Origin of the sequence: Pseudanabaena sp. UWO311 (assembly GCF_006937785.1) — a bacterium.
In the GTDB taxonomy this organism is placed as follows: Bacteria; Cyanobacteriota; Cyanobacteriia; order Pseudanabaenales; family Pseudanabaenaceae; genus Pseudanabaena.
The window spans coordinates 17,286-39,234 of the sequence record NZ_SJEE01000013.1 but is presented as its reverse complement, the minus strand read 5'-3'; the positions used below and the strand labels follow the sequence as shown (position 1 = coordinate 39,234).

Here is a 21,949-nt window from a genome sequence, read left to right as displayed (position 1 = left end):
TAGCACTTTTCACACAAACCCAAACCCGCAAGGTTTCGCCCCGCAGGGGCGAAACCTTGCGGGTTTGGTTACATAAGCTTGATCCCCTCGGGGGCAAAACCTTACAGGTTTGGCTACATAAGTTTCGCCCCACAGAGGCGAAATCTTACAGGTTTGGTTACATAAGCTTGCGCCCCGCAGGGGCGCAAGCTACTGGTTTGGTTACACCTTATCTACAGTCACTGAATGCGCTGACTATAGATAAAGCTACTACTGGTGCAGTGACAGCAGATAACACCCGATCGCCTAATGACACAGGGACAAAACCCGATGCGATCGCCATTTCTTCTTCTCTAGCAGTCCAGCCCCCTTCGCAGCCCGTAGCTATAATTATTTGCCCTTTGTTTTCAGCAAAGTCTGATGAATAACTTGATCCTTGTAAGCTCGTAAGTAGATGCGTCACATGGGGACTAATCACGCAAATATATTTCAAGCTTGATGATGGCGAATTAGCGAGAAGCTCAAACCAAGAAGTTAATGATGTTGGATTATTTATTTCAGGCACGTAGGTACGCATCGAAAGTTCAGCAGATTCTTCGGCAATGCGTTGCCAGCGATCGCGTTTTTGATTACCAATTTGATTGTCTGGTTTCAAGACCGTGCGATCGCTAAATAACGGCACGATTTGTCGCACTCCCAATTCCGTAGTTTGCCTAATTACTGACTCGATATTGCTACCTTTGGGCATGGCGATGCCAAGGGTAATCTGGGCAGATAATTCCGAATTATTTTCTAGCTTGGCAATAATCTTGGCATTATCTAGATCTGCTGACAATTGGGCTAACCACCATCCACCTTGGCGATCGAGGGCGATAAATTCAGATTCAGATTCTAAACGCAATACATTGCATAGGTAATGTCTTTGCTCTGGGGTGAGGGCGATCTCGCTATTAATTTGTAAAACTGGTGAGACTTGATGCGCTTGTAAGGTCACCCTTTGCAGTCTGCGCTTGTGAGGTTGAGGAAGTAACACAATAAAGTCAGAATCGCGGATTATGTGGATTATTGAATTTCACGGATCTTATATCAATCCACAAAAGTATGACGTTTTGTGGATTAAAACCCAAGCCCTGTAAGGGTTTTCAAAACATAAAATGGCATAGCCATTTTATGTTTTGAAGTAACTTTATTTTGGGCTAAATAGCCAGCCTTTTTTCCAAAAGAAAAATAACAATCCCCCAGACATCGATAGCATTAGTAGCCAACAGAGAGCATAACCATACGGTAATTTCAATTCGGGCATATTTCCTAATTCAGTATCAAAATTCATGCCATATACCCCTGCCACAAAGGTAAGCGGAATAAACACTGTGGAAATCACAGTTAAAAAACGCATGATCTCGTTGGTGCTATTGCTCAACGATGACAGATAAATATCCATCAAGTTGGCTGCAAGTTCGCGGTAGGTCTCAACCATATCCATAACTTGGACAGTGTGGTCATAGCAATCACGTAAGTACACGCGCACCTCGCGATCAATCATTGGACTTTCTTCCCGAATTAGCGAATTAATTGCGTCGCGCTGCGGCCAAATTGCACGCCGTAATAGTAACAGTTCACGCTTGATTTTATGGATTTTATCGAGAGTTTGGCGGGTGGGTTTATCAACCACCTCATCTTGTAAATCTTCAAGACGTTCGCCATAGTCCTCCAGCACAGGAAAAAATCCATCCACGATCGCATCAATCAGGGCATAGGTAAGATAATCAGCCTTTTGCGATCGGATTACACCACGATTGCGATGAATACGCTGCCTAATTGGCTCAAATACATCAGTTTCGGGTTCTTCTTGTACGCTCAGTACATAGTTTTTTCCCAAAATCAAGCTCACCTGCTCATCATAAAAACCTCGACCGTCTTCGCGACTAGTCACCATGTGCAGAATGATCAATTCTTGATCCTCAAAACTCTCAACCTTGGGGCGCTGAGGAATATTAACAATGTCTTCCAACACAAGCTCATGGAGTCCAAACACTTTCCCCAAACGTTTTAGTACATCTTCAGAACCTAAACCCTGTACATCAACCCATGAAACTGAGTGGGTATCTAGATAAGGAAAACATTCTTCAGGAGTCGCAAGCTGAACTCCTAGGGCTTCATCGGTATTGTAATCAATCAAGAAAATATTGGGAATAGTCGCATCTTCATCAATGATTAGGGTTCCAGGTGGGCTACCTGGTTCGGGTTCATTGAAGTCATAAAACTCTAATTCTTCATCATTTTCCTCAGAATCATCTTCGATAGGGCTAGGCTTAAATCTGGCAGGGTTATGGAGCATGGTGAGGAGAGTCGGAAATACACTTGTCAGTTTGCCACATTGTTAAGCCTAGTTCGTCTATAAAAACTTAGATGGGATAGGATTTGTTTCTATACGATTTCCTGATCCCGAACCTTACTATTTCTCAAGTCTATGAAATATAAAATAAACCAGAAAAAGATTAATAAAAAGCTTAATAAATTTAATTTGCTTTCGATCGCTTCTTTTGCTTGTTGTTTAAGTACAGTCTTTACTGGGAATGCGATCGCGGGTGCATTACCTGACAAGATTTTATGGGGCAAGCCCACCTGTGACGTGGGTACTGCGGAAATTTTGCGAAAACATGAACTGCGAAAATCAGCTTTAGTCATAAGTCCTCGCGATCCAAATGCCCAATCTCAATATCAGGCGATCCTTCAAAAACACAAATCAGAATTGCAAGCCTGTCGCGATCGCAATACACCCCAAACTCAAGCTACTTGGTTGCGGCTATATCCCAATGATGTCAAAGCAGGTGTATTAGAAGATGTTTTCGATAAAATGGCAAATCGCGGCTATAACCAAGTTTTTATCGAAGTTTTTTATGATGGGCGGGTGTTACTGCCAGTTGCCGATAATCCTACGCCTTGGCGATCGGTGATGGAAGAGTCGGTCAAGGCGGGGGAAGTACCTGCGGACTATGATCTGTGGAAACAAGCGATCGAAATCGGCAGAGCTAGGGGGATCAAAGTTTATGGTTGGTCTTTTACAATGAATTTTGGCTATGGCTATAGCGAAATCAAGGGGCGTTCGGGAGCCTTAGCACTTAATGGTCGAGGTGAAAATAGTATTGCCAATACCAATTTTGACCGCAACTTAGTTAGTAATGGGCGAGCTTTTTATGAAGATGCCTATGAGGTCGATCATCTATTCGTCGATCCGTACAATGCGATCGCCAAAGCTGATCTGACATCTGTAGTCAAAGCGCTGATGCAACGCAATCCCGACGGAATGGTATTTGATTATGTACGCTATCCCACTAATTCCACTGGTGAGTTGATTGATAACGTCAAGCAGCTATGGATTCATGGAAAAGCTTCGCGAACAGCTTTGCTGAATAGTATTGACAATAGAACTGTTCGAGAACTCATGGATATCTATCTCCAAAATGGTGACCTGACGGCTGATGATGTGGTTCAGACTGAGAAGAAGCTGACAGATAACATTAAGGTGAGACCGACAAATATTAAAAATCCTAGAGAAACTGCTGCGATCGCGGAAGGTTTACTCTGGAATATCGCCACAAACCATGTCTATAAAGGTGTGATTAATTTTGTAAACACAATCACGGCTCCTCTTAAGCAAAATAATGTTCCCATTGGCACGGTTTTCTTCCCCAATGGCAATCGCGCTGAGTCAGGCAAATTTGAGGCAAGAATGCAGCCTTGGGATCGTTTCCCAAATTACATGGAGCGGCATCCGATGACCTATGCACTTTGTAGTGATGGTAGCTGCGTTGCCGATCAAGTCGCTGAAGTTGTCCGCCAATCAGCACCTGAGACATTGGTTTGTCCAGTTCTGGCGGGAACTTGGGGACAGGGATTTGATGGACATCCTAGTTTTGAAATCCAAACGAGGGCGATATTGGCTAGACAGCCAAAGATTAATTGCATTAGTCATTTTGTCTATGCTTGGATGGAACCCGAAAGCGATCGCCTTCGCAAATTTGGGAAAGCAACAGGTTTAGAACCAGCGACGACACCAAATTAGCCCTGCACTCAAGTGCGGGCTAAGAGCTAAAACCCGTTTCAACGGGTTGAAATGGGTTGATTTTATTTAGTCATCTTTAGATGACTTTAGCTTTTAGCCAAGAACTTGAGTTCTTGGCTACTTGTGTGCACAGATCAGGAAATCGAATAGACAATGGGCAAGTTCTAATTTTGAGCAGAGGGGCGTGAATTGCGTATTGCCATTCTTATGGATAAATGTGGCTTGATTAGTATCAGTTCCAAAACCTGTTTGAGAACTATTAACTGCATTAGCCGCGATCGCATCTAGCCCTTTTCGCGCTAACTTCTCTTTTGCCGCTGATAAGATCTCTGACTCATTTCCAGTTTGAGCCGCAAAGCCCACTAGCAATTGATCAGAACGTTTACGGCTTGCAAGATCGGCAACAATATCGGGAATATATTCTAGCGCTAGATTTAAAGGAAGTTCTAATTTGGGTAACTTGTGATCGCTCTGAAATTGCGATCGCACATCACCGATAGCTGCGGCTGCGATCGTGATATCAGCTAATGGGAATTCTTCGAGCATAGCTTTGTGCATTTCTGCGGCTGTGCGAACTACCCTCACGCCTAGCCCCTCTCCCATAGAGAGAGTCATACTAGAGGCAGTTATGAGCGTAACATTTGCACCACGATGCATGGCTGCTTTAGCGATCGCAAATCCCTGCTTACCTGTGGATGGATTGCCGATAAAACGCACAGGATCGATAAATTCGCGAGTTCCGCCAGCATTCACTAAAATCTTCTTTCCTTTTAAATCTTGTTTTCCCTTTGTAAATAGAAAAGATTCTAAATATTCCAAAATTATTTCTGGTTCTGCCATTCTTCCAGTGCCAACCGCATCACAGGCGAGAATCCCATCCGTCGGTGCGATCGCTGTATATCGAATATTTTGTAATAACTTATGCCAATTCTCTTGGACAGAGGGTTGGAGCCACATGGTCGTATTCATCGCAGGAGCAAATAGAATCGGACAAGTAGAAGCTAGGACTGTATTTGTGAGCAGGTTGTCTGCCATTCCATAAGAGAGTTTCGCCAAGGTGTTGGCGGTTACTGGTGCTAGCAAAAATATGTCAGCCCATTCTGCTAACTCAATATGTAATGGTCTACCATTGCTCGGCTGCCAAAAGTCAGCATCGGTATAGGCAGGTTGGCGTGAGAGTGTGGCAAAAGTAAGCGGAGCAACAAATTCTGCTGCTGATTTCGTTAAGATCACTCGCACCTCAATACCGCGTTTTGCCAAGCTTGAAACAACTTCGCAAACCTTGTAGGCGGCAATGCCTCCTGATATTCCAATTAATACATGACTCATACTTACTTACAGCTACTCTACGGATTTACAAAGCGGTTGATCAGTCAAACTTCACTCGCTTATACAAATCTCTTAATCTGATTCCTATCCGCATTGATACCAACTCAATCATAGATTCTTCTCCCTTATAGGTCATCAATACCCATCGATCCTCCGACTCCTTGACATAGTGATCAACTTCATAGCCATGTTGATATACCAAAATATATTCCTGAAAACTAGGAATAGAGCGATATTGACGAAATTTACTGTCATGATCATAGGCTTGGGTGGAGCTAGATAGAATCTCAATAATCAAACAGGGATTAGTAACTTCCATCTGTCTTTGATCAACAAAAGCTGGCTCACCTGCAACCACCATCACATCAGGATAGGTATAACGACTATATTCAGGAAGCCATAGCCGCATATCACTCATGAATATCTCATAGGTTTGCTCACCAATTGCTAGAGGTAATAGCCGACACAAATTTAAGGCAATTTTATTGTGATTTGCGGAAGCTCCTGCCATTGGGATAATTTCTCCGTTAATAAATTCGCTTTTAAATTCGGCTTTTTCCTCTAGAGCTAGATATTCTGACGCGGTATATCGCTTAGTAGCTGCTAAAACCATATGCGATTACCTCCTAAAAATTGACTATGAAACGATTATAGCTAATCGCGATCGCGCTAAATGTAAAATAGGTTTAGCTCATATTGTCGTGAAACCATGCCCGTACCCGTAGAACAGTTACTTAACTCCGAAATCCTTAAACCAGCCCGTTATCTTGGCAACGAGTTTGGTGCAGTGCGCAAACCTTGGGACGATGCACTCGTACGTTGGTCGCTGACTTATCCTGAAATTTATGAGGTGGGCGCGTCCAACTTAGGACATATCATCCTGTACAGCATTATTAATTCTAAAGATGGTCAGCTATGCGATCGCGCCTATTTACCCGCACCCGATCTATCCGCAAAATTACGCGAAACTAAAACTGATTTATTTGCCGTTGAGTCAAAGCGATCGCTACGGGAATTTGACATTTTGGGCTTTAGTCTTAGCTATGAGCTAGGCGCAACCAACGTTTTAGAAATGTTGGATCTGGCAAATATTCCAATGACATGGCAAGAACGCAGTGAATTGAGTATTAAAGAATGTCCTTTAATCTTTGCAGGGGGACAAACGGCGACTTCTAATCCTGAACCTTATGCTGACTTCTTTGATTTTTTTGCTCTTGGTGATGGCGAAGAATTATTACCTGAAATTGGTGAAGTTCTTAAAGATTCCAAATTAGCAGGTAAAAATCGCCGCGAAACCCTGTTAGCGCTTGCTAATGAAGTCGATGGCGTATATGTGCCTGAATTTTATGACATGGATATCAAGACTGGCGCGATCGCACCCAATCGTCATGATGTCTCGCCTCGCGCCCTGCGCCGTGTCGCCACTCCGATGCCAGAACATAGTATTGGACTTGTTCCCTTAGTGGAAACTGTTCACGATCGCCTAACCATCGAAATTCGACGCGGATGTACACGCGGCTGTCGCTTTTGCCAACCAGGGATGCTGACTCGTCCCGCCCGTGATGTCGATCCTGAAAAGGTTGTGGATACGATTGAGAAGGCATTGCGGGAGACAGGATACAACGAGTTCTCTTTACTTTCTCTCTCTTGTTCCGATTATCTGGCGCTGCCATCGGTGGGCGTACAGATTAAAAATCGCTTCAAAGATGAGCATATAACTCTCTCATTGCCGAGCCAGAGAGTGGATCGCTTTGATGAGAATATCGCGCATATGCTTCGTAGTGGAGATGGTCGTCAACAGCAGGGGCTGACCTTTGCGCCTGAAGCAGGTACACAGCGTTTGCGCGATGTGATTAATAAGGGTTTGACCGATGAGGAACTGCTGCAAGGGATTAAAACTGCCTATACCCAAGGTTGGGACAAAGTGAAGCTTTACTTCATGATTGGCTTGCCGACGGAAACCGATGAAGATGTAATTGGGATTGTCGATACTGTGGCATGGTTGCAGAATGAATGTTCGGAAAAAGGGCGCAAGAAACTATCGGTGAATATCACCATTTCTAATTTCACTCCCAAGCCCCATACCCCTTTCCAATGGCATACTGTGTCTAGTGGCGACTTTGTGCAGAAGCAGAAATTATTGCGCCAAGAGTTTCGCCGCTTGAGTGGAGTGAAGGTCAACTATACCGATATTCGTATCAGTGCGATGGAAGATTTTGTCGGACGGGGCGATCGCCGTTTGGGTAAAGTCGTGTATCGGGCATGGCAACTGGGCGCGGGTATGGATTCATGGTTTGAGAATACGGAGAAGGCGTTTGGAGCATGGACTCAGGCGATCTCGGAAGCCGATCTAGTTTGGGATGCACCATCCTTAAAAATCCCCGATCCTTTACCTTGGGATCACATTGATACTGGCATCGATAAACAATGGCTAATTGAAGACTGGGAAAGGGCGATCGCGGCTCAAACTGTTCCTGACTGCTCCTTTGGTGGCTGCTCAGCTTGTGGAGTTTGTGGTCCCGCCTTTGGACATAACATCGTGATTCCACCACCCGAAATTCCTGCCATTTCCCTAGAGAAGCCGATTGTTCCTCCCAGAGTCCAGCGTATTCGTCTGAAGTTTGGCAAGCTGGGCGATATGAGTTTGATTTCCCATCTAGACTTACATCGCTTCTTCCAACGTGCGGCTCGTCGTGCAGCGATACCTGTCGCTCATACAGAGGGATTTAATCCTTTACCGCGTATTTCTATAGCCAAGGCTCTGCCCCTCGGTCAAACCAGCAATGCTGAATTTGTTGATTTTGAATTAACGGCGCATATTCCCATTGCCGAGTTTCAGCAACGTTTTAGTGCAGAACTTGATGATGATTTACCAATTTATGCGATCGAGGAAGTGGAAGTACATTCACCATCCTTAGATTCTATTCTTGAAGTTGCGGAATATACGTTAACGCTTGCTTTTATTACGCCCAAAGAGCGCAATGCTGCTGACATCATGGATTTACTCGAAGGCGCAGGTTACTGTGTCCTCGCCGCAACTTCGATCCAAATGCCAAAAGTTTCAAAATCGGGGCGCAATCAAATGTTGGAATTACGCGATCGTATTTTTGCAATTAATGTCACTAATCCCGATCCTGAGTTTCCGAAAATTCATTTCATGGGTAGTTGCAAGCCAGACAGCAATCTCAAACCTGAGTATGTTGTTTACATGATGAATAAGTATCTTGCTGAAGAAGATGAAGTTAGGTTAGTCAAAGTTCATCGCGAGTCGATGCGTTAAGAAACTAGTAACAATTTTTTGTTGGCGTGGCTTAGCCACGCCAACAAAAATTGGTTCTTTATGACATTGGTAATGTAAACCAAAAGCGCGAACCGATATTAATCTCTCCAGTTACCCCGATCGCACCGCCATGAGCTTGGACAATTTGGCGACAAATGTACAGCCCTAAACCAAGACTGAGCGATCGCCGATTAAGTTTAGTTTGATGCTTGCCCTGAGCGTAAAGTTCAAATAGATGTTCACTTTGTTCATTTGTCATACCTACGCCATCATCAGAAACCTCGCAAAGGAGACTATTCTCAGGACTTATCTTTGCCGAAATTGTGAGTTTGAGATTTGGTGGATTATGTTTGATCGCATTAGCAATCAGATTTTGAAAGACTCTACAGACATGAGCAGCATCAGCGAAAACAAGTGGTAATTCAGGGGAGATTTGCACAACAACTTCCGCTTCTTCCTTATCTAAAAGTGGTTGCAGATCATCGATCGCAGCTTGGATGACTTCCATAATCGCCACAGGCTGAGGATGAATGATAATTCCATGGACATCATTCACATGGGACTCCAGCAATGAGTTGATTAATGCTAACTGTCGATTGCCACTTTGTTGCATTCTCTCAAGCGTAGATTTTGACAACAGAATATTTGTGTCAGCGCTGCTTGCTGTCTTCGCTAAATTATCCAATACCATCAATAAACCTGTTACAGGATTCCGTAGGTCATGGGAAACTGCGTGGAGAAAGATTGTTAAGGATTCTTCAGCCCGTTTGCGATCGCTAATTTCAGCTTGCAAATCCAGATTTTGAGACTCGATAGTCTGGCGCTGTTTCGCGATCGTTAAATGGGTACGAATTCTCACTAAAACCTCTTCATGCTCAAAAGGTTTAGTCACATAGTCCACAGCACCCAAGGATAAACCGCGCACTTTATCCACTGTTTCTGAGAGCGCAGTCATAAAAATAATCGGAATCTTTACGGTTTCAGCATTGCTCTTGAGCCTTTGACAAGTCTCAAAGCCATCGATACCTGGCATCATCACATCTAACAAGATCAGATCGGGCTTGACATATTCAGTCTGCTCGATCGCACTTTCGCCATCGGTTGCCACCAAGACTCGCAGCCCCACATCTCGCAACAAGTTCACCAACACACTCAAGTTGGTGGGATTGTCATCGACAACCAACACACAGCCATCTAAGGAATGACATAAACTTGATATTTCAAGAGATTTGTCTATGTTTTTAGTGGAATCGATTGGAAGGCGATCGCTCATAAAGTTAGGCTGTAGTTAAGCTCAATTATGGCAGCTTTTTATCTCAAAGCACAAAATGGCATAGCCATTTTGTGCTTTTAAAACCCTTACGGGGTTTGGTTTTTAATTCACATAAGTGTGACAACACTTTTGTGAATTGGTGTAAAAGGTTTGATCGGGACATAAAACCCCAAATAAGAGTGGCGGCGCTTTGCGTCGCCACTCTTATTTGGGGTTACGCAAACTTGCCGATAGCGATCGCCCAGTACCGCCACGCCGCAGCATGATTAACTCCGCGCCAATGCTAACCGCGATCTCCGCAGGAGTTAAAGCCCCGATATCTAGACCAATCGGCGCATAGATAGATTTAAGTTTATCCTCAGAGATTCCCATTAACTTAGTTTGCTCGTACACCTGCATCACCCTCCTCTCACTGCCAATCATACCGATATAAGCACAGGGTAAATCGCGATTTAGTAAAGCCGTTAAAGCATCCAAATCATAACGATAGCCGCGTGTGACTAGCGCCACATGGAGACTCAGATGATTTGAGAATGCTTCCAAAGCTTGCTCGATATTGGAGTAGATAAAAGCAGCTTGTGGATATCTCTCTGAGTTTGCCCATTCAGGACGATCATCCTGAACCGCAATCTGAAACCCGACTAAGTGGGCGACCTTAGCAAGCTGCTCACCCACATGCCCCGCACCCACGATCAACAATATCGGCACAGGCTCCAAAACCTCAATAAAAGCTACCGAATCTTTTTCCTTTTTCCTTTTTCCTTTCTCCTTGAGTAAGTAGGGATGTCCATCACCAAAAGGAGTAACCAAAGTAAGAGAACGCCCTAATTTTAATTCTGCAATTATCTGCTGCGCGATCACGATCGCCGCATCTCCCTGCCATCGCTCTAAAAGTATCTCCATCCAACCACCACAAACTCCCTCAGTCTGACGCTTGGGCGATCCAGTTAGGTCGATTTCTATGCGCCTTTTTTCTCCAGTTTGTAGAACTTCCTTTGCCTGCGCGATTACCTTAGCCTCTCCTGCACCGCCCCCGATCGTATCAATGCAGCGATCGCAGGTAATTAGCATTTTCGCGCCCACCTCTCGCGGGACAGAACCCTTAGTGCTAATTACCGTTGCCACGACCACAGCGTCTTGACTAAGTAATGATAGAAGCTCATCGTAGATCATACTTGCAAGGCAGATAGAGAAGCCGCCTTCACTGACTCGATCGCCCAGAGGGTCGCCTCAGGTGTAGCAGGAAGCGCCAAGGGCACATAGTCAGCATTACCAAAAGCGGCGACAGCATTGCGAATGGCTTCTCTTACGGATATCGCCAGCATAAATGGAGGCTCACCGATCGCTTTACTACCAAAAATTACACCATCTTGAGCGGCGCGTTCTAGTAGATTGACGTTGAATTGTTCGGGGATTTCGCTAACGGTGGGGATTTTGTAAGTGCTTGGCGCGTAGGTCAGCAATCGACCGATTTTATCCCAGACTAGTTCCTCCATAGTCAGCCAACCCATCCCCTGCACAAAGCCACCTTCGATCTGACCTTTATCAATCAATGGATTAATCGATTCGCCAGCATCTTGGACAAGATCCACCTGTCGCAGTTTAAATGTACCCGTGAATCCATCTACTTCTACTTCACTCACAGCCGCACCGTAAGAGAAGTAATAGAACGGACGACCCTTATTCAGTTTGGCATCCCAAAAAATATTTGGCGTGCGATAGAAGCCATTTGCCGAGAGGCTAATCCGTTCGTTGTAGGTTTGCTTTACTACTTCTTCAAAAGCGATCCTTGCGCTGGGATAGGTGCGGCAATAAATCCAATCATCCTCGAAAACAAGATCTTCGGGGGCATCAAGATTGAGCATTTTTACAGCTACGGTAGACATGCGTTTCCGCAAGATTTCACAGGCATCTTTAACTGCTTGACCATTGAGATCGGAGCCACTGGAAGCCGCTGTTGCGGAAGTGTTTGGGACTTTATCGGTACTTGTGGGCATGATCCGAAAGCGATCAAGTTTGACACCAAGGGACTTGGCGGCGACTTGGAGCATTTTAGTATGCAGCCCTTGACCCATTTCTGTACCACCATGATTTACCTGAATACTGCCATCGGTATAGATGAGAACTAGTGCACCTGCTTGGTTGTACTCGGTTTTGGTGAAGGAAATCCCGAACTTCATAGGAGTAATCGCTATGCCACGTTTTTTGTAGGGACTAGTTTGATTGAATTGGGCGATTTGGGCTTGCCGATCGCTAAAATTCGATTTTTCTTTAGCTTCAGTCCAGACCAGATCGATGCGGTTATCAACTATATCCTGTCCATAGTGAGTAGTGCCAGTTTCGCCAGTCCCATGATAGAAGTTCCGTTCGCGGACGACTTCGGGCGACAAACCAAGGTTACGTGCTATGCGATCGACGACTTCTTCACATACGACCATGCCCTGTGGTCCCCCAAAACCACGGTAGGCAGTATTAGAAACTCGATGGGTTTTGGCAATCCATCCTTGTACTTCTAAATTAGGAATGTAGTAGGCGTTATCGATATGCATCATCGCCCGCATGATGATGGGTGGTGACAGGTCAAGGCTCCAACCTCCATCTGCGTATAGCTCAGCTTTGAGCGCCGTAATTAGCCCATCGTTAGTAAAGCCAACTTGATATTTGCCTAAAAAGTTATGCCGCTTGCCTGTAACAATCATGTCTTGATGTCGACGTAAACTGACTCTGGCAGGACGACCCGTCTTATATGCTGCCAAAGCTGCCGCTGCCGCAAAGGGGTTAGCTTGAGACTCTTTGCCGCCAAATGCGCCGCCCATCCGCAGACAGGTGACAACAACATGACTGCTGGGCAATCCCAAAACCCGCGCTACGATTACTTGAGTTTCACTGGGATGTTGGGTGGAGCTATAGACCTTGTAGCCATTCTCTCCATCAGGAATTGCCCAACTGGTATGGGTTTCCAAATAGAAATGATCCTGTCCGCCGACTTCTAGTTCACCTTCGAGGGTGCGATCGCAATTTTGGATAGCCGTCTCAGGTTCACCGCGTTTAATCGCCTGTTTTTTAAGATGGTAACTCTCCGCCGCGATCGCATCTTGAATAGTGACAATTGCTGGTAGAGGCTCATATTCGACAACTACTTTGGCAGCAGCTTGACGAGCCGCATCTTCAGTCTCACCGACTGCCCAAACTACCACCTGTCCCCAATAACTGACCTCATCGGTGGGCAGCAATACTTCATCGTGAATGATTACACCCGTATTGTTCTCTCCAGCTACATCATCCGCCGTCAAGATCGTCACTAAACCTTCAATTTCATAGGCGGCGGTGCAGTCAAGCTTGGTGATTTTGGCATGGGCATGGGGCGACAGCACAGGATAAAGGGAAAGCATTCCTGCGGGGAGGAGTTGATCGTCTGTATAGACGGCGCTGCCGCTAACGTGACCTGCGGCGCTTTCGTGGCTTTTTTTGTTACTGACTTTTTGATCTGTAATCGTCATTTTGTATTCCTTCCATATCTACAAAAAATCCATCACATACCAGTTGAGGCTTTGCCTCAACTGGTATCTTCAACTATGTTCAACAAAAAACTTCTCAAATAGATTCCCTACTAGCATCTTTCGATAGTCAGCACTTCCACGCAGATCGCTAAGAGGAGTAAATACTTCATGCAGAGCAGGCTTCACCGATCGCACAGTTTCCATTGTCCAAGGCTGACCGACTAGCATCGATTCGACTGCGATCGCTCGAATTGGAGTTGCCGCGACACCACCATAGGCTAGACGGGCATGGAGAATTTTTTGATCAGCATCTAGATCAATCACAAAAGCTGCTGCCACGATACTGATATCGTCAGTGCCGCGTTTGCCAATTTTATAGGACTGACTGAGACGTTTAGTTGCCCCAGAGGCGATCGCTTTGGGGATTGTCACAGAATGAATAATTTCGCCTTGCTTCAGTTCTGTTTGTCGATAGCCTTTAAAGAAATCAGCCAAAGGCAAACTGCGATCGCCTTCGGCACTAACTAACTTCAAGGTCGCATCAAGGGCTAACAACACAGGTGGCAAATCGCCAATGGGAGAAGCCGTGCCAATATTGCCGCCCAAGGTCGCCCGATTGCGGATCTGCCTTGCCGCAAACCAATGCAACATTTCATCAAGGCTAGGAAAAACGCCATGCAGCAAGTCTTCAATATGGCTGAGGGGAACTGCCGCGCCAATTTCAACATAGTCATCGGTTTGGTGAATCTGCTTTAGATCGGCAATTGCTTCCAAGGAAATCAGCACTGGATAAGCCCGTCGATGCCAACTCATTTCTAAGCCCAAATCTGTTGCACCCGCCACCAAAGTCGCTTCGGGATATTGCTGAAGTAGTTGCAGTGCTTCTGACAGCTCTGTGGGGCGATAAAATTGCTGCTGCGCATTTACATAGGCGATCGCAGCCAAATCAGAATTTTTTTGAGCTAGCTCAGTGCGGAATTGATCATCGGGAATTGTTGTCGCTAATTGTTGCGCTGCTTTGCGGATCGGTATATAGCCTGTGCAGCGACAGAGATTTCCCTCAATGCAGATATCATTGCTCAGGCTGCCATTGTAGTAAGCCGCAAACATACTCATGATGAAGCCAGGCGTGCAATATCCGCATTGAGATCCTGCCGTTTCTACCATCGCGGCTTGGACTGGATGCAGTTGCCCATTGGCGATACCCTCGGCAGTAATCACCTCTCGTCCTGCGATCGCGCCGATGGGAACTAAGCAACTATTTACTGCTTGATACTGGGGCTTACCATGACTATCTTTACCCACGATAGTTACAGTACAAGCACCGCAGTCACCATCACCACAGCCTTCTTTGGTTCCCACATAGCCGTTTTGTCGTAAATAGTGCAGCAGTGTGGTCGTGGGCGCAATGTCTTTAACGCGAGAAGCTGCACCGTTGAGGGTGAATGTAAAATCAGTTACGGAAATAGGGTTTACCTGTTGAGTCACGGGAATTTCTCTGCTGGAGTAACAAATTTAGGGCTTGCGTAAATAACCCAAGAACTCAAGTTCTTGGCTAAAAGCTCAAGTCCACTGAAGTGGACTACAGAATACTGTTAGTGACCCGTTGAAACGGGTTTAAGCTTTAGCGCACTTGAGCGCAGGGATACTGCGTAAGTCATGAAATTGACAGGCTTGTATAAGTTAATTAATTAATGAATAGACTTTGCTTAAAGTGCGCCCAGATACAAAAGAAGAATAATTAATGTTGCGAGGTAAAGCCTCGCAACATTAATTATTCTTCTTGATATTTTTTGGAAAGCCTACGTAAAGACAAAACTAACACCGCGTGAAATTGGGTTTATATTATGAATAGTAAAACTCAGCTACTCATCTATGAATATCCGCATTGGCAATGGTTATGACCTACACCGACTCGTTAGCGATCGCCGCCTAATTCTTGGAGGTGTCGAAATTCCTTACGAAAAAGGACTACTAGGACATAGCGATGCCGATGTGCTGACCCATGCGATCATGGATGCCATGCTGGGAGCGCTTGCCCTTGGCGATATTGGACATTATTTTCCACCCACTGACCCCAAATGGGCAGGAGCCGATAGCATCATGCTATTGCAACAAGTACAGGAGCTAATCGGAGCACAGGGTTGGCGCGTGAATAATCTTGACTCAATGGTGATTGCCGAAGCGCCCAAACTCAAACCACATATTAAAGCAATGCGCGATCGCCTAGCTCAAGCAATGAATTTGCCGATTGATTGTGTCAGCGTCAAGGCTACCACTAACGAAGGCATGGATGCGATCGGGCAAAAAGAAGCGATCGCAGTTCACGCTGTAGTTTTATTAGTTAAAAGCTAATGGCTAAATGTAATTGTGTTGCGGGCGCTTCGCGCCCGCAACACAACTGCTAAAAAATTACTTTGTTTTGTTGAATTTTTAGGGAAGATGGCGATCGTGAGAAAAAGTATTCAGAAACGAGCAAAGGTCAAGCAATGGAAGGCATTGGTATTACTACTACTGATTAGTATCTGTTCCCTACTGCTTTGGGGGTGTGCGATCGCACCTGAAACTATAAAAAATCGCTTGGTTGTGCCCCTTGATGGCGACATTAAAACCTTTAATCCAGTCTTAATTCAGGAAGCTTATAGTGGCATTGCGATCGGCTATACACTTACTGGGATGCTCACTGAGAATCCACTTACCAAAGAGGTTGAACCAGAACTAGCGGAAAAATGGGAATTTCAACAGGAAGGTAAACAACTAATTTTCACGATGCGCCCTGATTTGAAATGGTCAGATGGTCAACCCCTCACTGTTGATGACGTTTTATTTACCTATCAAAATGTGATCTTCAATGAGAAAATTCCCAATGGCACTCGTGATGTCCTGCGAATTGGACAATCCCAAACTCTTCCCAAAGTTGAGAAGCTCGACGATCGCCGTATTTCCTTCTTCTTGAGCGAACCCTTTGCACCTGCTTTACGCACCATCGGCGGGATTGGTATTTTACCTAAACATGTTTTTGAACCCACTCTCAAGGAAGATCCGAAAGTTCCTAATCAGAAGCTAAAGTTTTTAGAGACATGGACTCTCACGACACCTGTAAATCAACTAGTTGGCAATGGGCCCTATGTAATCCAAGAATATCGACCTTCGGAACGCATCATCTATAAGCCTAATCCCTACTATTGGAAAAAGGGATTGCCATATATCAAACAATTTGTCATGCAGATTGTGGAATCTCCAGATACTGCGCTGCTAAGATTCAGATCGCAAGACCTCGATATGTATCGCTTACGCGGTGAAGACTATCAATTGCTAAAGCGTTTTGAACAGCGCGATCGCTACAAAATCTATAATGCTGGCCCCGCCACAGGTCAGGCTTTCATTATGTTCAACCTCAATAAGGGCAAAAATCCTAAAACTAATGAACCCTTTGTCGATCCAAAAAAATCAAAATGGTTTAACGATGTTATCTTCCGTCGCGCTGTCGCCTATGCGATAAATCGTGAAGCAATAATTACCAATCTGTCGAGAGGCTTAGCCCAGACTCAAAATTCACCAGTTTCGATCCCTAGCCCCTATTTCTTCCCTCCCGAAAAAGGACTAAAAGTTTATGATTATCAGCCTGAAAAGTCAAAAGAGATTCTTTTGCAAGCAGGATATAAATATAATTCTGAACAACAACTTCTGGATGCTCAAGGTAATCTGGTGCGCTTTACTTTGCTGGCTCCTGCGGGAGGTAGGGTTGCGATGGGAGCACAAATTAAAAGCGATTTAGAAAAAATTGGCATGAAGATTGACTTCACTCCAGTTGATTTTCGGATTATCTCCGATAAGCTCGACAATTCGAAGCAATGGGATGCGACGATTCTTGGCTTTACTGGAGGTGCTGAACCGAATAGCGCGATTAATCTTTGGGCAACTGATGGTGATTCCCATATGTTTAATAAGGGGCCAGTTGGGGATGAGCAACCTTTCCCAGGGCGTGAAGTTGCTGATTGGGAAAAGAAAATTCACTCTTTAATGATCCAAGGAGCACAGGAACTAGATGAAACTAAGCGTAAGGCTATCTATGCCGAATATCAACAATTAGTTCAGGAACAATTACCACTAATCCATTTAACGATGCCTCTTTATTTGGTTGCTGTACGCGATCGCGTTGAGAATGCGCAACCATCGGCACTAGCTGGTAGTACTGGCGTGACGGGAGCATTGTGGAATCTAGAACAATTGAAATTGAAGTCCTAGAAAAATAACAATGCTTGGCGCTCCAACCCGAAACAACAAAATTTAAAAAGTGTTGCAAAGCAACACTTTTTAAATTTTTATTGTGGTTCGATTGATTGAACATTAATTAATCGCCCCCTAGCCCCCAATTCTGGGGGAAAATGAAAATAACATTCCTTCAAAGCCCCCCAGAATTGGGGGGGGTAGGGGGCTTAGATACATTGAAACGAAGACAGAGAGACTTGTTGTACAAGGTAGCTTTGCAACTACAAGCTAAACGCTCAACCCAATTGAAACTGTATGTCGGAAACTCAACATAAACTTAATGATCCTTCTGTTACGGTAACGATCGCTAGACGAGTTAAACCAGAATGCAAAGATGAATTTGAAGCTTTTTTGACTGGAGTTACCAATGCTTGTGGACAATTTTCTGGCTATCTGGGCAGCAATGTATTTCGTCCAGTCAATGCTGATGACCCAGAATATCGCATCATCTTTAAGTTCGATCGCTTAAGTAATTTACGCCATTGGGAAGCCTCGGCAGAACGCCAGCACTGGTTTGCGATCGCTGAGCCTCTCACGGTGAGTCCACCCCAGATTCAGGTGTTAACTGGTTTAGAAACTTGGTTTACGCTTCCAGGGAAACCCGCGATCGCACCACCGCCTCGCTATAAGATGGCTTTAGTGACTTGGCTGGCTGTATTCCCTTTAATTACAATGATTTCTGCAATTTTTCAACAGTTTTTGGGGATGTTGCCTTTAGTGCCTCGTGTGGCAGTCGTGACCGCGATCGCAGTGCCCACGATGACCTATCTGCTGATGCCCCAGATGACAAGGTTATTTGCTTGGTGGCTGTATCCTTCTACGGAAATGACTTTACCAACCAAGAATGATATTCCTGCAATCGCTGAAAATTCTCAAGCGATTCCACTACCTAATTTACAATCACCAAACGAGGAAAAGCAGCAGATTGCTATTTCCCTAAATTCGTAATATGGCTGTCGCCAGACATACATAAAACCAAAAAGAGGAATTGCGGCGCTTCGCGCCGTAATTTCTCTTTTTGGTTTTATAAAGGATAGATTTTAATTGGGAGGAGTCGCATCAGTTCTTGACCTAGTCGATAGGCTTGAGTGTCATACATTGGCAACTCGATCGCAGCAGGGAGACTTTGCATAAAGCGACGAGCCAGCTCTAGATCGCAACCTGAAATATTTTTTAGCTTATTCCCAGCATCAAGCAACACACTGGAATTAAGAGGGGGCTTGGCGCGTAACTGCCAACGTTTTGGCAAATGAAGATTGCCTAACTCGATGCGCCTTAGTCCTGAGATAGAAGCTAAAAGCGTTAGGCGATCGCCTACTTTCATCACCTCATCATCGGAAGGCATATAAAACTCACGATGTCCATCTGCTTTCGAGGCGCTCGTCTTGAGATAAACTGGCACAACGGTATAGCCATAGGCGATTTGCGAAAGATTTTTGCCGATCAATGTATCATTCTCTACAATGATATATTCAGCAACTAAGACCGTACGCTGATTGAGGCGAAACAGACTCAACATATTCTCGCCAAAAGCTGCTCCTGCAAAGGCTTCGGCAGAAAGGGCATAGGCGCAAAAAGATTGAGAACTTGGCAAAAGCTCTGCTAAGTTTTCGCTGAAGTAGCGATCGTAGGTGCGAATCGCGAGGTTCATTTGCCCATTGATTTTTTTGGCTGCATCACGAGCTAATAGAGCCGCTTCAAGATTGAGCATTTGATCGTCGGTGACGGAGAGAATACTTTTTGCTTTGGCAAGATTGGTTTTCGATAATTCTTCGATGATATTGCCAGTGAACCAAGGCACTTTATCCGCAAGATCGCAGTCGTGAGGATTCTCACTGACGATCACAAATGGAATTTGTAATTTAAATAGAAGATCGGCAATTCTCTGTCCTAGTCTCCCAAACCCGATCAGGACAATATGATCGCGGGTCGGCAAAGGTAGCGATCGCTTAAAAAATTCAAACTTAGAACTGAGAATGCTATCGGCTATCAATCCGACTACACCCAAAACGAAGAGTAAGCTAATCAAAGTAATCGACAAGCAAAATATCACTACCCACAAAGGTACTTGGTCTTCGCCTAGTCCGCCAAAGACATCACCAAATCCACCTAGCAACAAAATCATGCTTGCGGAAATTGCCTTTTGCCATGAAATATTCGGCACATTAAAGAATAAAACTACTGAGCTAATTCCCCAAAGTACAATTGCGGTAATAATTCCCCATAGAATTAGGCGGCGCGATCGAACTGCTTGAAACCAAGCGACAATCTGATGCCATTTAGTCTTCCAAAATACTGAACCTGTAATTTTTTGGATTAGCTGATTGATTTTCTGAAAAGAGGATGAACCCTTATGTAAAGGACGCTCAGTTAGTTCTGAATATTGGCGGCTAGTCGTGGAGAAATCATTTTCGACAAATTCAATGAAGGCGACTTTATCACCAATTTGGACAATGGTGTCAGGCTCCCATTGAAAGAATAAGCGCTCAGAATTAGGATCGGCAATACTTAAAAGCCGCGCATTTTTTTTGTGTAACAGATAAGCAGGCGTTCTCAAAAAACGATAGTCGTCTGACTCTATAGAGCGTTCTACTACCCGTAATTTGCGATCGCCTAATTGAAATAGTCCTAATGTGCCTTCGCCCAAGCCTGCTACCGCAAAGGCAGCCGCAGGAAGATCCACAGGATCGAGGGCAACAAAGTTTCCTAGTTGATCTTTTAGTAACTGATTGAGATTTTGACGAGAAGAGCGCACAACAATATGTACATTGGGGTTGAGACGACGGGCGGCGATCGCTGTTTCAATATTTACATTCTCGTTGCTAGTAACTAGCAAAATCCCTCGACAGCGATCGATTCCTGCTTTGATCAATACTTCAGAGCGCCGACAATCTCCGACAATTATGGGTTGATCGAGCATTTCTGAGAAGTTATCGAATTCCATGATCTCTGGCTGGACTCGATCGATTGCAAAAATTTTTACTTCATATTCACGGTAGGCAAATTTCTTTAAGTTAAATACAGAGTGCTGTCCGAGGCTGCCCAAGCCACAAACGATAAAACGATCGCATGCGCTCTCGTGATCTGAGCCTAAATTTATAGCTGGCTTTTGTAGCTCTTTCTCTGGGATGTTTATTGATACTTGCTCTTGCTCGAACTCAATTCTTTCGATCCAGAGTGGTAGTGGCTGCCCAAACCAGAATGCATAAATTCGCGCCGCGTTAAAATTTCGGTCTTCAAAGTCATAGCAACATTTGGCGATCGCCTCTACTAACAATTGGCGATCGCCAAAATTTGTGGACTCTAGCAGGATATGTAATTCTTTACGCTTTTGCCTGACTGTGATATTTACTTTGATTTCTAGGTCAAGTAAGCAAGTTTTGATGAGGGGTGCAAGCGATCGCATTCTTTATTCACTTTCTCAATCTAATAATTTCGCCAAAAGCTTAATCATAAACCATGAATATTAATAGAAGGTTATCTTAACTCTTTAGTAAGGGTTTCGGATCGTTGCTATTTGAACCTATATCGAAATGATGTGGTTTTGGAATTGTTTTGTTTTCTGCTGTGGCGGCTTCTAACCATGCAGTTTTAGCAAGAATTACTTCATTGAGTGCTTGCTGAGGAGTTTCTGCGATCGCTGAGCAATATTTCAAGTCAGGTATATCAGCAATATAGGCTTCATCATCTTCGCTGTAGAAAATGTTGATGTGATAGTCTTTCATGGGGTATTTAGTATCTCGATAACTTTAGCGATCGCTTGATTAGTTTTGATAGATTTGAGATGTCCAGCAATGGATAAAATAATCGACTGATCGGCGGTAAATATGCGATTGGGTCTGATATTACTGGGTTTGTTTAAGCTTCCTGTCTCAAAGTCGTTGTTGTTGATAGCTACTGCATAGGAATCGGTAAGATTTTGGCTGGTAATCTGACACAAGATTAGATCGTCACCGCGTAAGTTTGCGATTACTAAGGCTGGGCGGCGTTTGCTTTGCGATAGGTCAGAGAATGGGAAAGGGACAATCACGATATCTCCTTTTACAAATCTTGCCATGCTTCGTCTTCCTCTGGGCTAAGCCAGTCTTTTGCTAGAGATGATTCGCTCATCATGGTAATTTCTAGTTTCTCTTGTTGGTATTGAGATTTGAGGGATAGTAAAAATTCTAGTACTTGTTCTAATAATGGTTCAGGTACTTGTTCGATTTCATGGGCAATCGCTTCTTTAGTGTTCATTTTATTTCTCCTGT

The 21,949-nt window shown here is 44.5% G+C and carries 17 protein-coding genes; 5 read left to right on the top strand and 12 right to left on the bottom strand.

Annotated features, from left to right (window positions below; genetic code table 11):
* Positions 1 to 208: 208 nt before the first annotated feature.
* Both PseudUWO311_RS11735 and corA read right to left on the bottom strand, forming a co-directional pair.
* Positions 209 to 973, bottom strand: a complete 765-nt coding sequence (locus tag PseudUWO311_RS11735) for an RsmE family RNA methyltransferase (protein ID WP_142655420.1) — start codon at positions 971 to 973, stop codon at positions 209 to 211.
* Between the two features lie 192 nt (positions 974 to 1,165).
* Positions 1,166 to 2,317, bottom strand: a complete 1,152-nt coding sequence (gene corA, locus PseudUWO311_RS11730) for a magnesium/cobalt transporter CorA (RefSeq protein WP_142655419.1) — start codon at positions 2,315 to 2,317, stop codon at positions 1,166 to 1,168.
* Positions 2,318 to 2,449: 132 nt separating this feature from the next.
* Here corA and PseudUWO311_RS11725 point away from each other — a divergent pair, with 132 nt between their 5' ends.
* Positions 2,450 to 4,045, top strand: coding sequence for a hypothetical protein (locus tag PseudUWO311_RS11725; RefSeq protein WP_142655418.1), 1,596 nt, complete (start codon positions 2,450 to 2,452; stop codon positions 4,043 to 4,045).
* Positions 4,046 to 4,162: 117 nt separating this feature from the next.
* Here the strand turns inward: PseudUWO311_RS11725 and coaBC are convergent, their stop codons facing one another.
* Together coaBC and PseudUWO311_RS11715 are read right to left on the bottom strand one after the other, a co-directional pair.
* Positions 4,163 to 5,374, bottom strand: coding sequence for a bifunctional phosphopantothenoylcysteine decarboxylase/phosphopantothenate--cysteine ligase CoaBC (coaBC, locus tag PseudUWO311_RS11720; RefSeq protein WP_142655417.1), 1,212 nt, complete (start codon positions 5,372 to 5,374; stop codon positions 4,163 to 4,165).
* Positions 5,375 to 5,414: 40 nt separating this feature from the next.
* Positions 5,415 to 5,987, bottom strand: coding sequence for a Uma2 family endonuclease (locus PseudUWO311_RS11715; protein ID WP_142655416.1), 573 nt, complete (start codon positions 5,985 to 5,987; stop codon positions 5,415 to 5,417).
* Positions 5,988 to 6,083: 96 nt separating this feature from the next.
* Between PseudUWO311_RS11715 and PseudUWO311_RS11710 the strand changes: the two genes are divergently transcribed.
* The gene (locus tag PseudUWO311_RS11710; RefSeq protein ID WP_142655415.1) at positions 6,084 to 8,654 is read left to right on the top strand and encodes a TIGR03960 family B12-binding radical SAM protein; all 2,571 of its coding nucleotides are present in this window, start codon (positions 6,084 to 6,086) and stop codon (positions 8,652 to 8,654) included.
* Between the two features lie 58 nt (positions 8,655 to 8,712).
* Here PseudUWO311_RS11710 and PseudUWO311_RS11705 read toward each other — a convergent pair whose 3' ends face one another.
* The 4 genes from PseudUWO311_RS11705 to xdhA form a co-directional block, all read right to left on the bottom strand.
* Positions 8,713 to 9,927: a hybrid sensor histidine kinase/response regulator gene (locus PseudUWO311_RS11705; protein ID WP_142655414.1), complete on the bottom strand. Its 1,215-nt coding sequence runs from the start codon at positions 9,925 to 9,927 to the stop codon at positions 8,713 to 8,715.
* Positions 9,928 to 10,131: 204 nt separating this feature from the next.
* Entirely contained in the window at positions 10,132 to 11,100 is a 969-nt protein-coding gene (locus PseudUWO311_RS11700; RefSeq protein ID WP_142655413.1) for an XdhC family protein, read from the bottom strand.
* Positions 11,097 to 13,427 (bottom strand): xanthine dehydrogenase molybdopterin binding subunit, encoded by a 2,331-nt coding sequence (xdhB, locus tag PseudUWO311_RS11695; protein ID WP_142655412.1) that lies wholly within the window; start codon positions 13,425 to 13,427, stop codon positions 11,097 to 11,099. Before xdhB ends, PseudUWO311_RS11700 begins: the two co-directional genes overlap by 4 nt.
* A gap of 69 nt (positions 13,428 to 13,496) precedes the next feature.
* On the bottom strand, positions 13,497 to 14,915 hold the full coding sequence (xdhA, locus tag PseudUWO311_RS11690) for a xanthine dehydrogenase small subunit (RefSeq protein ID WP_223807543.1): 1,419 nt from the start codon (positions 14,913 to 14,915) through the stop codon (positions 13,497 to 13,499).
* 387 nt (positions 14,916 to 15,302) lie between these two features.
* Between xdhA and ispF the strand changes: the two genes are divergently transcribed.
* The 3 genes from ispF to PseudUWO311_RS11675 all read left to right on the top strand — a co-directional run bounded on the left by ispF (position 15,303) and on the right by PseudUWO311_RS11675 (position 18,647).
* The gene (gene ispF, locus PseudUWO311_RS11685) at positions 15,303 to 15,782 is read left to right on the top strand and encodes a 2-C-methyl-D-erythritol 2,4-cyclodiphosphate synthase (RefSeq protein WP_142655411.1); all 480 of its coding nucleotides are present in this window, start codon (positions 15,303 to 15,305) and stop codon (positions 15,780 to 15,782) included.
* A 96-nt stretch (positions 15,783 to 15,878) separates the two neighbouring features.
* Complete coding sequence (locus PseudUWO311_RS11680; RefSeq protein ID WP_142655410.1) at positions 15,879 to 17,675, top strand: ABC transporter substrate-binding protein; 1,797 nt, start codon at positions 15,879 to 15,881, stop codon at positions 17,673 to 17,675.
* 279 nt (positions 17,676 to 17,954) lie between these two features.
* Positions 17,955 to 18,647: an antibiotic biosynthesis monooxygenase gene (locus tag PseudUWO311_RS11675; RefSeq protein WP_142655409.1), complete on the top strand. Its 693-nt coding sequence runs from the start codon at positions 17,955 to 17,957 to the stop codon at positions 18,645 to 18,647.
* 76 nt (positions 18,648 to 18,723) lie between these two features.
* Here PseudUWO311_RS11675 and PseudUWO311_RS11670 read toward each other — a convergent pair whose 3' ends face one another.
* From PseudUWO311_RS11670 to PseudUWO311_RS11655, 4 genes are all read right to left on the bottom strand, one after another.
* Positions 18,724 to 21,105 (bottom strand): potassium channel family protein, encoded by a 2,382-nt coding sequence (locus PseudUWO311_RS11670; protein WP_142655408.1) that lies wholly within the window; start codon positions 21,103 to 21,105, stop codon positions 18,724 to 18,726.
* A 76-nt stretch (positions 21,106 to 21,181) separates the two neighbouring features.
* On the bottom strand, positions 21,182 to 21,424 hold the full coding sequence (locus PseudUWO311_RS11665; protein WP_142655407.1) for a type II toxin-antitoxin system HicB family antitoxin: 243 nt from the start codon (positions 21,422 to 21,424) through the stop codon (positions 21,182 to 21,184).
* The gene (locus PseudUWO311_RS11660) at positions 21,421 to 21,756 is read right to left on the bottom strand and encodes a type II toxin-antitoxin system PemK/MazF family toxin (protein ID WP_142655406.1); all 336 of its coding nucleotides are present in this window, start codon (positions 21,754 to 21,756) and stop codon (positions 21,421 to 21,423) included. The genes PseudUWO311_RS11665 and PseudUWO311_RS11660 overlap by 4 nt, the downstream gene beginning before the upstream one ends.
* Entirely contained in the window at positions 21,741 to 21,935 is a 195-nt protein-coding gene (locus PseudUWO311_RS11655; protein ID WP_142655405.1) for a DUF2281 domain-containing protein, read from the bottom strand. The genes PseudUWO311_RS11660 and PseudUWO311_RS11655 overlap by 16 nt, the downstream gene beginning before the upstream one ends.
* Between the last annotated feature and the right edge of the window lie 14 nt (positions 21,936 to 21,949).

Bases quoted from the DNA above. Each gene is read 5' to 3' on its own strand.
- PseudUWO311_RS11705 (WP_142655414.1), bottom strand. From the start codon at position 9,927: ATGAGCGATCGCCTTCCAATCGATTCCACTAAAAACATAGACAAATCT.
- ispF (WP_142655411.1), top strand. From the start codon at position 15,303: ATGAATATCCGCATTGGCAATGGTTATGACCTACACCGACTCGTTAGC.
- PseudUWO311_RS11675 (WP_142655409.1), top strand. From the start codon at position 17,955: ATGTCGGAAACTCAACATAAACTTAATGATCCTTCTGTTACGGTAACG.
- PseudUWO311_RS11660 (WP_142655406.1), bottom strand. From the start codon at position 21,756: ATGGCAAGATTTGTAAAAGGAGATATCGTGATTGTCCCTTTCCCATTC.
- coaBC (WP_142655417.1), bottom strand. From the start codon at position 5,374: ATGAGTCATGTATTAATTGGAATATCAGGAGGCATTGCCGCCTACAAG.
- PseudUWO311_RS11665 (WP_142655407.1), bottom strand. From the start codon at position 21,424: ATGAAAGACTATCACATCAACATTTTCTACAGCGAAGATGATGAAGCC.
- PseudUWO311_RS11710 (WP_142655415.1), top strand. From the start codon at position 6,084: ATGCCCGTACCCGTAGAACAGTTACTTAACTCCGAAATCCTTAAACCA.
- PseudUWO311_RS11670 (WP_142655408.1), bottom strand. From the start codon at position 21,105: ATGCGATCGCTTGCACCCCTCATCAAAACTTGCTTACTTGACCTAGAA.
- PseudUWO311_RS11655 (WP_142655405.1), bottom strand. From the start codon at position 21,935: ATGAACACTAAAGAAGCGATTGCCCATGAAATCGAACAAGTACCTGAA.
- PseudUWO311_RS11700 (WP_142655413.1), bottom strand. From the start codon at position 11,100: ATGATCTACGATGAGCTTCTATCATTACTTAGTCAAGACGCTGTGGTC.
- corA (WP_142655419.1), bottom strand. From the start codon at position 2,317: ATGCTCCATAACCCTGCCAGATTTAAGCCTAGCCCTATCGAAGATGAT.
- PseudUWO311_RS11725 (WP_142655418.1), top strand. From the start codon at position 2,450: ATGAAATATAAAATAAACCAGAAAAAGATTAATAAAAAGCTTAATAAA.
- PseudUWO311_RS11715 (WP_142655416.1), bottom strand. From the start codon at position 5,987: ATGGTTTTAGCAGCTACTAAGCGATATACCGCGTCAGAATATCTAGCT.
- xdhB (WP_142655412.1), bottom strand. From the start codon at position 13,427: ATGACGATTACAGATCAAAAAGTCAGTAACAAAAAAAGCCACGAAAGC.